The sequence below is a fragment of the Mesorhizobium sp. 113-3-3 genome (genome assembly GCF_016756495.1).
Lineage (GTDB): Bacteria > Pseudomonadota > Alphaproteobacteria > Rhizobiales > Rhizobiaceae > Mesorhizobium.
In genome coordinates this window covers 6,926,080-6,939,143 of the sequence record NZ_AP023243.1, presented here as the reverse complement: position 1 = coordinate 6,939,143, position 13,064 = coordinate 6,926,080, and the positions used below count along the sequence as shown (strand labels likewise).

The 13,064-nt window shown below is 57.7% G+C and carries 17 protein-coding genes and 1 pseudogene; 13 read left to right on the top strand and 5 right to left on the bottom strand.

Annotated features, from left to right (window positions below; all coding sequences use genetic code 11):
• Nucleotides 1-143: 143 nt before the first annotated feature.
• Nucleotides 144-290 (top strand): hypothetical protein, encoded by a 147-nt coding sequence (locus JG746_RS33405; RefSeq protein WP_202356198.1) that lies wholly within the window; start codon nt 144-146, stop codon nt 288-290.
• A 48-nt stretch (nt 291-338) separates the two neighbouring features.
• Nucleotides 339-1,628 (top strand): NRAMP family divalent metal transporter, encoded by a 1,290-nt coding sequence (locus JG746_RS33400; protein ID WP_244730613.1) that lies wholly within the window; start codon nt 339-341, stop codon nt 1,626-1,628.
• Nucleotides 1,629-3,023: 1,395 nt separating this feature from the next.
• On the opposite strand, the gene JG746_RS33395 is transcribed toward JG746_RS33400, so the two are convergent.
• On the bottom strand, nt 3,024-3,863 hold the full coding sequence (locus JG746_RS33395) for a hypothetical protein (RefSeq protein ID WP_202356197.1): 840 nt from the start codon (nt 3,861-3,863) through the stop codon (nt 3,024-3,026).
• Between the two features lie 448 nt (nt 3,864-4,311).
• The gene (locus JG746_RS33390; RefSeq protein WP_202356196.1) at nt 4,312-5,154 is read right to left on the bottom strand and encodes a PRC-barrel domain-containing protein; all 843 of its coding nucleotides are present in this window, start codon (nt 5,152-5,154) and stop codon (nt 4,312-4,314) included.
• Nucleotides 5,155-5,494: 340 nt separating this feature from the next.
• Here JG746_RS33390 and JG746_RS33385 point away from each other — a divergent pair, with 340 nt between their 5' ends.
• The 6 genes from JG746_RS33385 to JG746_RS37935 all read left to right on the top strand — a co-directional run bounded on the left by JG746_RS33385 (nt 5,495) and on the right by JG746_RS37935 (nt 8,571).
• Nucleotides 5,495-5,653 (top strand): hypothetical protein, encoded by a 159-nt coding sequence (locus JG746_RS33385; protein ID WP_202356195.1) that lies wholly within the window; start codon nt 5,495-5,497, stop codon nt 5,651-5,653.
• A gap of 46 nt (nt 5,654-5,699) precedes the next feature.
• On the top strand, nt 5,700-6,071 hold the full coding sequence (locus tag JG746_RS33380) for a DUF1515 family protein (RefSeq protein ID WP_244730959.1): 372 nt from the start codon (nt 5,700-5,702) through the stop codon (nt 6,069-6,071).
• A gap of 655 nt (nt 6,072-6,726) precedes the next feature.
• Entirely contained in the window at nt 6,727-7,314 is a 588-nt protein-coding gene (locus JG746_RS33375; protein ID WP_244730958.1) for an ArsR/SmtB family transcription factor, read from the top strand.
• 572 nt (nt 7,315-7,886) lie between these two features.
• Nucleotides 7,887-8,108 (top strand): hypothetical protein, encoded by a 222-nt coding sequence (locus JG746_RS33370; RefSeq protein ID WP_244730612.1) that lies wholly within the window; start codon nt 7,887-7,889, stop codon nt 8,106-8,108.
• A 1-nt stretch (nt 8,109) separates the two neighbouring features.
• Complete coding sequence (locus JG746_RS33365) at nt 8,110-8,349, top strand: hypothetical protein (RefSeq protein WP_202356192.1); 240 nt, start codon at nt 8,110-8,112, stop codon at nt 8,347-8,349.
• Between the two features lie 57 nt (nt 8,350-8,406).
• Nucleotides 8,407-8,571, top strand: coding sequence for a phage upper tail fiber protein (locus JG746_RS37935; RefSeq protein WP_446721134.1), 165 nt, complete (start codon nt 8,407-8,409; stop codon nt 8,569-8,571).
• A gap of 58 nt (nt 8,572-8,629) precedes the next feature.
• Here the strand turns inward: JG746_RS37935 and JG746_RS33355 are convergent, their stop codons facing one another.
• Nucleotides 8,630-8,863, bottom strand: a complete 234-nt coding sequence (locus JG746_RS33355; RefSeq protein ID WP_202356190.1) for a helix-turn-helix domain-containing protein — start codon at nt 8,861-8,863, stop codon at nt 8,630-8,632.
• 150 nt (nt 8,864-9,013) lie between these two features.
• On the opposite strand from JG746_RS33355, the pseudogene JG746_RS37930 reads away from it, so the two are divergent.
• Nucleotides 9,014-9,082 (top strand): annotated as a pseudogene (locus JG746_RS37930) (phage upper tail fiber protein); the annotation flags it as partial.
• 119 nt (nt 9,083-9,201) lie between these two features.
• On the top strand, nt 9,202-9,399 hold the full coding sequence (locus JG746_RS33350; protein WP_202356189.1) for a hypothetical protein: 198 nt from the start codon (nt 9,202-9,204) through the stop codon (nt 9,397-9,399).
• Between the two features lie 215 nt (nt 9,400-9,614).
• Here the strand turns inward: JG746_RS33350 and JG746_RS33345 are convergent, their stop codons facing one another.
• Entirely contained in the window at nt 9,615-9,773 is a 159-nt protein-coding gene (locus JG746_RS33345; RefSeq protein WP_202356188.1) for a hypothetical protein, read from the bottom strand.
• Nucleotides 9,774-10,214: 441 nt separating this feature from the next.
• Between JG746_RS33345 and JG746_RS37925 the strand changes: the two genes are divergently transcribed.
• The 3 genes from JG746_RS37925 to JG746_RS33330 all read left to right on the top strand — a co-directional run bounded on the left by JG746_RS37925 (nt 10,215) and on the right by JG746_RS33330 (nt 11,957).
• Entirely contained in the window at nt 10,215-10,445 is a 231-nt protein-coding gene (locus JG746_RS37925; protein ID WP_446721133.1) for a hypothetical protein, read from the top strand.
• Nucleotides 10,446-10,536: 91 nt separating this feature from the next.
• A complete protein-coding gene (locus tag JG746_RS33335) occupies nt 10,537-11,310 on the top strand; it encodes a class I SAM-dependent DNA methyltransferase (RefSeq protein ID WP_244730610.1) in 774 nt (257 codons plus the stop codon).
• 425 nt (nt 11,311-11,735) lie between these two features.
• A complete protein-coding gene (locus tag JG746_RS33330) occupies nt 11,736-11,957 on the top strand; it encodes a DUF768 domain-containing protein (RefSeq protein WP_202356187.1) in 222 nt (73 codons plus the stop codon).
• Between the two features lie 665 nt (nt 11,958-12,622).
• Here the strand turns inward: JG746_RS33330 and JG746_RS33325 are convergent.
• Nucleotides 12,623-12,850 (bottom strand): hypothetical protein, encoded by a 228-nt coding sequence (locus JG746_RS33325; protein ID WP_446721131.1) that lies wholly within the window; start codon nt 12,848-12,850, stop codon nt 12,623-12,625.
• Between the last annotated feature and the right edge of the window lie 214 nt (nt 12,851-13,064).

Here is a 13,064-nt window from a genome sequence, read left to right as displayed (position 1 = left end):
ATCAGCGACCGCATACTGGCACGACATTGAGGGGGCTTCGGGGTGGATGAGGAACGTAAGTCTCAGGATCTTGTTTCGGCATTGGACATACCCCGGAAAACGGGTGCGAGGGATAGGCGACATTATTGAAGGGAGGGCGCGAAGTGAGCCGTGACTCAAACCTCCAGAAGATTATTTTCCTGACAGGCGTGGGGCTGGCGATTTCTCTGACCGGCACCATAGCCGCCTTGGTTGTCAAGAGATTGCTTCCGGGCCATCCATCGGCCGATTTTGAAAATTGGACCTTTTAGCGATTCCGAACGTTAGCAGATCGTTTTCTCATCGGGCGGGGTTTCATCGTGGGCGCGAAGGCTACAAATCCAGTTGTTGGGCCATCCAAGCCGCGACTGCTTGGGGTTCTTGGACCTGGCCTGATCACGGGCGCTTCTGACGACGATCCGAGTGGTATCGCCACCTATTCGCAGACCGGGGCTCAATTCGGGTTCGGGCTCACCTGGACCATGCTGTTTTCCTATCCATTGATGTCGGTCGTACAGGAGATCAGTGCCCGCATTGGCCGAACCACTGGCAGCGGCATCGCTGGTAATATGCGGAAGTACTATCCGAATTGGTTACTGCAATCGGTCGTCGTCCTGCTGATCCTCGCCAACATCATCAACATCGGTGCCGATCTTGGCGCTATGGGTGATGCGCTGAAGCTCATCATCGGCGGCCCAGCGCTCCTCTATGTGGTGCTGTTAGGTACTATCTCCGTCGTACTTCAAATTTTCCTCAAATACAGCCGCTATGTTTCTGTGTTGAAGTGGCTTACGCTTTCCCTATTCGCTTATTTCGGCACGGTGCTGTTTGTTCATGTGCCCTGGAGCGAGGTGGCAAAAGGCTTGTTCATTCCCAAGCTCTCGCTCGATGCTTCGTTCTGGACAGCAGTGGTCGCTATTTTCGGCACCACCATCAGCCCATACCTGTTTTTCTGGCAGGCTTCACAGGAGGTCGAGGACCAGAAGGCCAAGCCGCGACGTAAACCCCTGAAAAAGGCGCCTGAACAGGCCGAGAGCGCGATCGAGCGCATCCGTCTGGATACCTACGTTGGAATGGCATTTTCGAATATCGTCGCCCTCGCCATCATGATCACGGCCGGCGCGACACTCCATGCCAACGGAACCACGGACATTCAGTCTACCAGCCAGGCCGCCGAAGCTCTTCGGCCAGTCGCAGGCGTCTTCGCTTTCGCCATCTTCGCCCTTGGCGTCATCGGAACGGGACTGCTGGCAATTCCGGTCCTGGCCGGCTCCGCCGGGTATGCATTGGGCGAGGCCCGCAAGTGGCCGGTGGGCCTGGAGCGTGAACCGCTGCAAGCCAAGGCTTTCTATGCGACCATCGCGATCGCTACCCTAGTTGGAGCATGCCTGAATTTCACGCCTATCAATCCGATCAAGGCGCTCTACTGGAGCGCCGTGGTCAACGGCGTCGTCGCCGCGCCCGTCATGGCTGTCATGATGCTAATGACGGTCAGAAGCGACATAATGGGTGAGGCGACTGTGCCTCGGTGGATGCGGCTAATCGGGTGGCTTGCGACAGCGGTGATGGGAGCGGCGGCAACAGTCATGGTTGTCCAACTCTTTATTTAGGGTTCGTCGTGAAGACGGCGAGGTGTCTCGGTGAAATCGACAAGGTGTGCTGACCGCAAGGGACTTCGGCGACGGCTCGGCCCGACGGTGAATACGTCCATGCAATCGGCACCAGGCTCATGCATCCTCATCCTAACGGCTAGGCCTTGACGAGGTCGCTATATCCCGTTCGGCGCATGGCAGGCTACCCGCCTTCAGATTGTCGGGGCAGCTCGAACTGTTCGCCTATAGACCCACGACGGAGCAGGTCGAGGAGATCATTCCGCCGACGCCTAAGAAGCGTTGACGGTCTGAGATGAACATTAGGGGCCGCTTATAGTTTCTGATGTGACCGAGGCTGACCCGCGTCGGCAAGCTCCGCGACCGTTACCCCTGGGACGCTCGTCGCTGCCGTGAATGGGGCGACGGGTGTAAATCAGGCTTCAATCGCCGCCCAGCTACCCCTGGGACGCTCGTCGCTGCCGTGAATGGGGCGACGGGTCTAAATCAGGCTTCAATCGCCGCCCAGCCTCGAAGGGGCACTCTTGTCGGACGACGCTTATGGTCTCCTTGTACGCCACTGAACGCCGAGCCGTTGCTTTCCTCCGCCCGACTGGTCCATTGCGTTTACGTCGTCGAACTGCGGATGTACCAGCGACGACGGGACAGTCACAAACGGTTATATTTTGCCTCTGACATCGAAGGGCGAACGTTTGTTCGCAAGCCATCGCTTAATTATTATTCAAGTTGTCTAATTTAGAAATCGATTATGCGTTTTTCGATTCTGCTTTTTAGCTGGGCAGGTTTTTTTGGGTGGGACTTCGCCGCTAACCATGGCGAATTCACGGTCGGCCTCGGCATGAGAGTTGCCCATATAATTCGCTAGCTTCTATACGGTAGGTTTGATGTCTTCAAACACGCGAAGAAATATCCTGCGGAACTGCTGGCTACCCTCGTCGAGTGCATTGAAGACATGAACTCCCAAGTTTCTGAAATGAACGACGCTTCTCTCGAAAGACTTTTGGATTCGCTACCCGCTGTAATAGCCGCAGGCAGCGCTGAAGTGGTGTTGTCTGTGATGCTTTATCGCGAAATCCAGTCTCGTCATCGTGGAAACGTGGTGGCCTTCCCTATTGCCCTTCGCCTGTGTTCAGGTTTCTTGGTGCCGAGATGCCGTGCAGAGTCGGATAAGGGGTCCTGTTTTGATCGCCATCGACGACGCGATCGTGCCTTTCGCCGCAGGCTTCGACCACTTCAACGCAAGGGTAGCGAAGTCGGCCCGGCGTCGTTCAGTCGCAACTGCGCTGTGGCGATCTGGTTCACGCGCTCCGGTATTCGAACGACGGTATCCTCAATGAACCGCATCGCGGGGGCGCAAGCCAGATACTCGCCTCGCACGGCCAGTTCATCGCGGATTTATGGGGTCGTGGTCGTGAACCCGCACTGCTTCTGTTCCATCTCGATCTGCTTGGTGATGCGGATGGCGTTCTGTGCGTAGGCCTCCGTCACGGTACCGCTGTTCACGGTCTTGTCCTTCAGCGGACTGACGGCTGCGCAGAGGTGGAAGACATGCTCTGTCTCGGACTTGGCGGCGCCGTTTTCCGGCGCGATCCAATAGACGATATCCTGGCCATTGGGGTGTGCCGAGTCTTTCGTGGCAGCAGCCACCGTGGTGGAGTCGGTGGCGATCGCCTGCGCCTGGGCGGCGACCTCGGGCGAACAGGCTGTGGTCGGCTGCCCCGCCTTGATTTGCGAGGCGCACGCGTTCATGTCCTGCGTGTACTGCTCCACCGACGGGGGTTGGTAGCTCACCCCGATCAGCGTCGCCAGCACGGCGAGCACCGCGCCGACGCCGCCGGCAATTTTCTTGCTCTTCGGGTCCATGCTCTTGTCGTTGAGGATCAGCAGAACCAGCGGCAAGAAGGCAATAAGCGTGATGATCGCGCCTAGCTGGTTCTGGACGAAGAACTTGAATGGCTCGGATTCGCGAGCCGGGTCCTGCCTGTTGGCCGCCTTCCAAAGCAGGCTGCCGGCGATGGCAAAAATCGCGATCCCGATCAGAATGCCGATCAGAAGCGGCAGGTTGCCCTGGTCGAATTTGTGCCGGTAGAGTAGAACAATGCCGGCGATCTCGCCGCCAATGGCAACGACCCACGACAGCACTGCGAAAAGGCGAAGGCGCGTTGCACCGGACTTCTGGCCCTGCGATGCTTGCCAGTCCTTGGTAACGTCTACAGTCGGCTTATTGTCGCTCATGACTAGGTCCCCCGGTATCGACACTTTACAGGACGGCGTCAGATCGAAAGGTCAATCCGGCCGGCACAGCGTCATTGATCGAACGTCATCATAGCCTGCATTTGGCGACGAAAGCGCCATAACAGACCATTCCCCATCCATATTACGCACGAGTGAGCGCGTCCATATCCAGTGGGCAGAAGCCGAACGGCTAGACGCACCATCCGGAGCATGGGCAACAGGCCATTTGACCGGACCAACGCCATTACGACACCGACGTTTCGAATTGTTTGCATTCAAACGACTTTTGCGACGCTATCTACGTGCCCTCACTTGGTGATCGTGGGAGGACACATGGGATCGCCCGAGCACGCAGTCGAAATAATTCGCGACAAAAAATGGACCGTCCGCGTGACAGCCTACGGCAACACGCTGACCGCCAAAGAACGAGCTGGCTTGGCTCGATCTTTCACTTGGAGTCGGTATTGGCTTGTGGGACCGACGGGGTTCCAGAGCGAACCGGGTCCGGAATCAACTTCTGGAAGATCGCATCGTTCTTCGCTCGCCACGCTTCATCCGCAAGCCACAGATATTTCTGGTCGGGCATCAACGGCACGGCTTTGACATCGGCGCTGGAGATGCGGAGGTAGAAGCTTGTCCGCTCTTCGTTCACTTGAAGATAACGTAGCGGGACGACGATGCTGTCCCTCCCGGCGATAAAGAACCCACCGGAGGCAACGACTGCGTAGTCCCATCGGTCCTTCGTGCCAATCACGACATTTCGAACTTCGCCAACGATCTTGTCATCCGAGCTGCGGACCTCGGAGCCGACGATCTCGTCGACGCGAAGGCCAGGTCCAAGGTCGTCAAGATTGATGAGCGGGCGGGCGTCTGGGGCGTCACGATTGCCTTGGATATCCCCGCCTTCATGCTGCTTAGGTTCGCCTGCTGCCAATTGTTCATCGGCAAGATCCTCATCATTACCCGCGAGCTTGGCCATTGACGGCGCGGCGATCAGTTGGCGGATATTGGCGAGCACGCGCTCGCAATCGTCGTGCAAACCGTATGTCCATAGAATGAACGCCGCATCCCTCAAAGTGCGCAGGTCATGAACCAGGTATCGGTTTTCTGGCTTGCGCAACTCCGGGCTCTTGAGCACGGCCTCCTCAAGTTTCGCATCGGAGATATTGCATACAGCGAACGCCGGGCTGACACCAAGCGCGCAAAACAATGCCAACGGCGCTGCAACCTTAACGAATTTCATATCGTTTCCCACAGGCGGCTTCTCGCTTTGACTTCGTGTGTCGAGCACGCCAATCGGGTGGAAATGTACCGCGGAACATTTGTACCAGCACAGCTCAACAGCCCGTGTGGATATTGGTTCCAGGGGTGGGGTCGTATTTTTCCGAGTCGGCTTGAACACAACAAGCTCGCGTGGCGTGGCCTAGCAGGCGACGCCCGGCCTAGGATCAGCCGTCCATCGCCGCAATCTTTCAACACCGCTTTCTGTTCATCAGGTTTCATAGCCGTCCATGCTCTAAGACCGCCGCTGGGGTGATCGCCTTCAGCCGCTGCGGCGATCCGGCCATTGGCGAATATGAGGACGCCCGGGTGTTGTTTCGATCGCACTTGCCTAGCAGGCGATTGCGGTCGTGGCATACCAGTCGACGCCTGCGAGCAGCTGCGCGGGCTTCCTGAAGGCAAGCCTTAGCCCGGCCGGCAGGGTGGCGCTGATCGACGCCGATCGGCCCAGCTATGAGCGCGTGCTGGGCAACGACCGCAACGGCCAGCGCCGTTGCTGCTGGCGCTAGCATCGGGGAGGGGATGATGCCGACATCAGGAACGCAAAGCTTGGAAATGATGATCGGCGGCCTGCTGCAAGCCACGCAGGATATGCAGCGGGACATCACCGAAATCCGTCGCGACATCAAAGACAGCGATGCGAGGGCCGCGCTGAGCTACGAGCAATCCGAACAGCGCGCCGCCGCCAGCCGCGCGAAAATGTATCAGAAGACCGATGAGCTGGTTGAACGCGTGAGCGCCACCGAAAGCGCGGTCAGCAAGCTCAATGCCGACATGACCAGCGTCAAGGAAGTGACGGCTGAGGTGACGCGATGGAAGCTGATGGGCCTTGGGGCTTTGGGTGTCACCGGTATGGCGGCGGCGGCGCTAGCTTCGCTAGTCACCGCCTACTGGTCAGATATCTGGCGCGTGCTGCGAGGTGGCTAGTCGCGGCGTCGAAACTTGCAATCCAAGACGCAAACGCTGATCTTCGGCGAAGGCGACGGCATCTGGCTCACGTTCGAAGACTCTGGAATATGTGTTGCCGCCCGCTCCTACGATCGTAACAACCCACTCGCCCAAGGATTGGCTGATTTCTACAGCTGGGGTAGACGGTTTGTTATGGGCCATCCCATTGCGTAGCAATAGCGATGCCAGCTCAAGTTGGCCGAAAACGGGACACATTCTCAGAGCAGAATCGAACCGGAGTGCACGGGCATTCGCTCCGTAACCGCGGCTTTGATCAGCAAGCCGCCGACTTCAAACGTCGGGACGAACTCCGGAGTAAGCGCCGGCCGCAACCAACCCCTCCGCCGCCCGTTGACCCATGCTGGTTGATCCCAGCACTCCGTGACCTGGCCCGCTGCTCTCCCCTCAGAGCGGCGGGCTTTTTATTTCCGGAACAAAGCTTGGTATCAATTGTTGGTGCATGCGGCGGCCGGCGTTTCAGCGGCGCGGTCGCTTGTCCAAGGGAAACCATGGTCGGCCCGCGCATCCCGAGATGTCGCGGGCCACTGCCCATGAAGATGAAGAACATCACCAATCAGAGGGCGAGCTGTAGCGATGCCTGTCTGGGATGCTTTTAGGCGGCCTTTTGCTGGCAGTGATCGGCTGGGGCATCGGCAGACCGAATGATGGCTCGCAATTCTGGCAACGGCGCTATTGCTCACCAACTGTCTGGAACCAATTAGTCCTCACGAGGTTCATCATCCGCTCGGACGCCCCTCGGACCGAGCGGCAACAAGAGCCCGTCACTGCCGACGCAGTGGCGGGCTTTCCGGTAGCGCAGTCCATAAGGCTGACGATGGAATCTTATGTCAAACAGCGGCTCGCAGAAATTAAGGCCAATCCTGCATTGCGGCGCAAACCAGCCAAACCCCTCAGCTTCCGCAACCAGGCGGCTAAATTGGCACGGTGGCTTGCGGTTCTCGGTAATCGCTACCGTTTCTTGGCAGTCGTCCACTTGATAGGCGGTGAAAAAACGGTTGGGGAGTTGGCCGCTCTGATTGGTCATTCCCAATCGGCCTTATCACAGCACTTCGCGCTTCTAACCAAGGAAGGCATCGTGGAACCGCGCGCAGATGGAGTTCGACGCTACTATTCCTGCAAATCAGAAGCGGCGAAGGCTATCGTGGTCGTGTTAGATAGCCTCGCCAAAGGTGAGAAGCTCCCTACAGGGCGCCGACGGTGACACGCGGGCGTAAGGCGGACTTTTCGTTTTAAGCGTGGTACCTTGGCTAATGAGACTGTTTCTTGTCGGCTTGGTGGTCCTGCTTTTCATGGCTGTCGGTTTCTGGTTGGTTGCGGAACTAATGATTTCGAGCCCGCACACTGTTGTTATTTTCGGACGCCCGGGAACATAATGATCTTGGCGCTATCCTCGGGCTCCAGCGGCTCGTGCGCTGGGTGCTCGTGGTAAATTACCTGGCGCAAATCGCGCTGGTCGACCATCTGACGGCAGTTCGGACAGGGGTAGAAATTGTCCTCTTCCCGTAGCTCGGTGCCGTCGCGCCTGCCCGGGATCGGCGGCCCAAGGTCTGATAGCTTTGTCATGCCGCGGGAATTAGCCGGTGGGGTCGGCGTTCTGGCGCCCTGCCGCCGTGAGGCTGTTGCCGGCTTTTCAGGTATCTCGCAAAGATGGAGAGCTTCTGCTCTTAGCCTATGCGCACAATCGCGTAGTACCCGACGCATCTGAAGCTTCCGACTGTGCGGAGCTGGAACCATTGCCGTAAATCGGACTTATCGCAGATGAGCAGACGTGGCATGGATTTTCTCAACGATTGGATGGCGGAGCATCTCCCGGACGCCTTCACCGACGATCCTGCCGTCATCACGGATTTTGCCGACCAAGTGATGACCGCTGCTGAAAAGCAGGGGCTTTCTCGACGGGATATCTCGGAAGAGGTCGGCAGCGTTTTCCAGGTCATCCTCGAAGCAATTCAAAATCGATCTGGACGAAGGTACTACAGCAGCCGCTGGGGTTAACATGGCCGTTCCCAAAAAGGACCAGGAGCGCATCACCTACGCATGGATGTATGGCTCACAGGCTCGAAAGGACAGCAGGGAACGGGTCGTGCCAGAGTACTGGCGGGAACTCTCGGACGCTTGGCTGCAAGGTTTCGACGGCGCCCCTCTGATCGGAACTGAAAAGCCAAAGGTGATCCGCTCCGACATGGAAGCCGAAGTCGACGAAGCCGCCGTCGGAAACCCGGATGCTGGAACTTAACCGTTAGCTCCAGCTTATGTGCTCAATGAGCACGCGCGGCTTAAACTTCCTAGATCAATGGCTAAACGACAACCAGTCCGGCATCATCGGCCACGACATCACGCCTGCCGATTTCCCCGCGCGGTGGACTCGGCTTTCGAGCGCGCACGGGTGATGAGCCAGGCCGAATACGACGCTCTGTCACCTCCCGAGCCTGCAACCCTGTATCTGATCGTCGGCTGAAATGGCCGCCTGGCTCGCCCTCGCGCTTTCGCTGGTTTCGTACTGGTGCTTTGCGTGGTCAAGTTCGAAGCCTAACGCCCCGTCCAATGATCGTCGTTTCGCCAATAAACTCTACGCCGCCCGCCTCAAGCGCCTGCTGAAGTGCGGAAACGGTCCTTCCGTGAGGGCCGGTTGTTGCTCCACGGTCAAGATTCGCCACGCAAGTGACCGAGACTCCCGCAGCCTCTGACAGTTCCTTTTGTGTCCACCCTAACAGCGTGCGCGCACTGCGGATTTGTTGTGGCGTAACCATTCGATTGACCCCTCCTAAAAGTCGTCCTGATTTTCGACGCCTGCTAGAACTTTCAATTCGTGTAAAATGTTCCGGGAAAATTAGCGTATGCTGATAGAGTCGCGTTTCCTTGTGGAGATGATGGCGAAGGCGGGCGTCTAGCGCGTCGCCAAACTGACACAGGCTGTATACGACGCCCTGTCGCCTGACCCGGCAACGATTTATCTGATCGCCGGCTGATGGATGCCTAGCGGGCCTTACAAATTGGTATGTGAACGTACAACCGAATCCGCTTGAAACACCGACTGGGGCAGATCTATAAAATTTGCTTGGTTCCCCATTGCTACGAGGCAACGGCGATGGACGGCGAGACGAATGGCAAGGTCCACCCTTGCGTTGAAGTGGTCGAAGCCTGCGGCGAATGGCACGTTCGCGTCGTCGACGGCAATCAAAACAAGACCCTGACTTTCGAGATAGAATCCTACGCCCTAGCCTATGCGGAAGGCCAGCGGATGCGGCTAGGGCTGGATAAGATCGAACGCTCTAGGGCTTTTTGAGTATCCGTGCTTCTCTATAAAGAGAGGCCCAATTGTGCGGCCCCAGCAAGGCGACAAGGTCGCTGGCTTGGGCTTCGGTCATACCGGTTGCTTGCACCAGGCGACGCGCGACAACGCCGCCCACTGTCTCAGGCAGCCTGCCCAAATCGTCAACCATGTCGGGTATCCTTCGCTGACCCAACGGAACCAGCGCGTGGTTCCGGCGAACGAGACGTTCAGCCCGCGATCGCCATTCCAATGCCTACGCCAAGGCCGATAGCAACGCCCATGAGCAGCTTGGCGGCGAGATCCAAGGCAATGGCGCGGAATGGCCTCAAAGCGTCAACACGAGGCGCTGTGAGGGCTCGGGATAGGTCATCGAAGATCGTGTCCATGCCTCGATTCTAGATCGAACCGGATTCGATGTGAATCCCCTGTTCGATCAAAGTCTAACGACTAGGAAAGCGCACTGGAAAGCACATTGGGTAACATTTAATTCAACCATTTCTGATATTTGAATGGTGTGGTAGCGGCTCCGACACTGGGCGGGGGTGCTTGGATGCCGGAGCCGCCCGCGCAGCCCGGGTTTGGGGTTTGACCGCGCTGTTCCAAATTATGACAGCGCGGTCAACGAACTGTTAAAATCTTCCGAAACTAATTAAGCGCATGCTAATTGAATCGCTGTTTGCGAGTCTTGTGCATGCGTTTGAAGTTCGTACCCCCCCCCCTAGTGCCGACCCTTGTTGAGAAGCCTCCCGAGGGCGACGCTTGGATTCACGAGGTGAAGTTCGACGGCTACCGATCGCAGCTGATCATCGATGATGGCGGCACCAGGAATGGCCGAGCGTGGCACTGGGCGATATGTCGGGAGCGCCTTCATCACCTTGAATCGCGAGATGCGCGAACGCCTTTGGGAACGCGTTCAGCAGCATGCAGGAGCGCCACCAAAGGGGATGAAGCGGCCGGCGACACAATGGGTGAAGCCGGGCATCATCGGCCGCGTGAAGCACTTGCGCGGCGAAGAGGATCTGCGGCACGCCTCACTGCAGGATTTCCGGGAGGAGTGAATGGGCAAGGATGGGCGACCTGAATTGCCCCGCCGCCTCCCGACACAGTCGGATTTCTGCTCATTCCCTACATGTTTGTGAGATCTGCGTCATGCGAATGCACGAGGATAAAGCAGGGCTGGTGACATCTATTAGCAACCCCAGAATGGAGGCTTTTGTGATGGGGGATGCTGGTGGCGATGTGGTGACAAGGCGGTCATTCGAGGCCAGCGCTTATAGCGATTACCGATCGAGCCATCAGACTCCAGGCTACGGCGCCGACTACACGAAAACCTACCGTTCCGGCTACTATGCTGCCTTGTGGTTGCGTATCGAACGCTCCCTGGTTGAAAACATTCTTAGGCCTCTTGGCGGGCCGGGTCGCAGCTGCCTTGACTTCGCCTGCGGCACAGGCCGCGTCACAACTGTTGCAGGCCCATTGTTTGGTGAGGTGGTTGGCGTCGACGTCTCTAAATCCATGCTCGCTTGCGCGCGGGTTCCGGGCAACGTCCAACTGGTGGAAGCCGATCTGACGGTTGCCCCCCTTTCCAGAAGTTTCGACGTGGTCACAGCTTTTCGGTTCTTCCTGAACGCTGAAGACACTCTCAGGCGGGACGCGCTGGCGGCCATTTATGAGCACTTGAACGATGGTGGGTTGCTGGTTTCGAACATCCACATGAATGCAACCTCGCCTGCGGGGCTGGTCTGCCGCTTTGTCAACCGATGTCGGGGGCGCGTCGTGCGCAGTACGATGAGCATCCACACAATATCGTCAGATGCTCGCCTCCAACGGGTTCGTCGTCGAACAGGTCATCGGTTATGGTTTCTTGCCGCGCCCTGGGTGGCTGCTACCAAGGCTTTGCGAAATGTTGGTCGGGCCTGTTGAGGCGATGTGCAGGAGAGCTGGTGTGCCGGCACGCTATGCTCAGAATTTCGTAGTGGTCGCTAGAAAGCGATGAGTCCAGAATGTGCGAGAACAGAGCGGTCGGCGAGGCCACGAAACTCCCCGCTGACGACTGACGAAGGAACCATTTTAGCGAGCGGTCATTTCGCGGGTCAGTTGGCCGAGGGAGGGCTATCTTGACCCGACGACAAATCAACAATGAACGCATCGAGCGTGCCGATCGAGAGGCGAAGCTGGTGATTGAGGCCGAGCGGGTAGCCAGAATTGCCAAGACGGAGCGGCTGCGAGCACAGCGCCTTCTGGCGGAACCACCCGACGATAATTCGGCTCCGGTCAAGCGGCGTCGAGTAGCCGCGAAGAAGCCAGCCCGAAAGGGAACTTAACCCAGCGGGCGAGCTTATCGCGTCGTGAGCACACGCGGAATCAACTTCCTCGACCAATGGCTGGCCAACAACGTGCCTGAGACGACGAAGGCGGATGTCATCTCCGTCGACGAGCTCACGCACAAGCTAATCGCCGACGCCAAGGCGCTCGGCATCAAGCGCAGCGAGATCGACGAAGAGGTCCATAGCCTCTACCGCACCATCCTCGATGCGATTGTGCATTACAGTCCCGGCGTGCCCGAATAGGCCTTACATCCGATCCGGAGCCGAGGGGGGCATAGTCCTCCCGTTCCGGAGATCTCTCAGTCACCTCGTGAATTCGATACGATGCATCCGTACAATGATGAGCAAGTGGGTGTGATCCGGCGCATCAAGGCCGTGAAATGCGTTCACGATCACTGAGGCTAGAGAGATTGCATCAACTTGATTGCCGACCAAGGCTGCTTCCTCTGAAACTTGGTCATAAATCTCTTGGCAAAGGGCCAGATCGTCGCGATCTAGCGACCGGGCTGGGCAACGCTGGGCATAGCTCTGGGGCAGGAATAACCCGACATGGCTTTCGTCCCTGTTGGGCGAAAGCACCTAAGTTGACTTCCAAGCGTCCTAATGCCCGACGGGGAGGACGACAATTTAAATATGGCAACGGTTCGATGCAGCTACAATGGCTCACCAAGGTTCAAACTGAGGTTCTGCCCGAATGGAATCGCCGGAACCGCAATTCAGATGATTTTAGGCCTGGGCGGCGCCGCTACGATTTCCGCAACCACCTTCGCTGGATCATCCAGCCCTTTAACCGCCTTGTGCAGGGCGATGGTTGCGGCCACGGTGATCTTCTGCGGTGCCGTTGTCGTTTTCTGGTAAGGGGTCGGGCCGTCTCATTCGGCAACTATGCGCCTCGAAACCCTTCGGCGCTATAGCCGATCGAAATCAGCAAGCCCGAGACGTATTCGCTGGCCTTCTGCGAAGGCTAAGGCGAACGACTCCAATTCGAACGATCGGCTAAGTTCTTCATCACCATCGACCACGCGGACGAACCATTCTCCGCAGACTTCCAGCACTTCAACGCAACGCTGGAGCTTGCCGTTAGGGGTCCCGTTGCCCATCACAGCCTCCAAAGAAAGCAAGGTGGAAACGTCCACTTTTAAACCGCTCCTGCTGGGACCGTTTGCAAATCAAATCACTTGACGGTCGGAGCGCATTCCGAGCCGCTAACTGGTGCCAAATGAAGTTGCGCGGAGGTGCCAAATGAAGTTGCGCGGAGGTGCCAAATGATTTTGCGAGCTACAAATAGGCCGATTGCGCTTAGCCGCTTGCCGGGCGAAAGGAGTTCTCGCCGGCATAGTCGAATTAAGC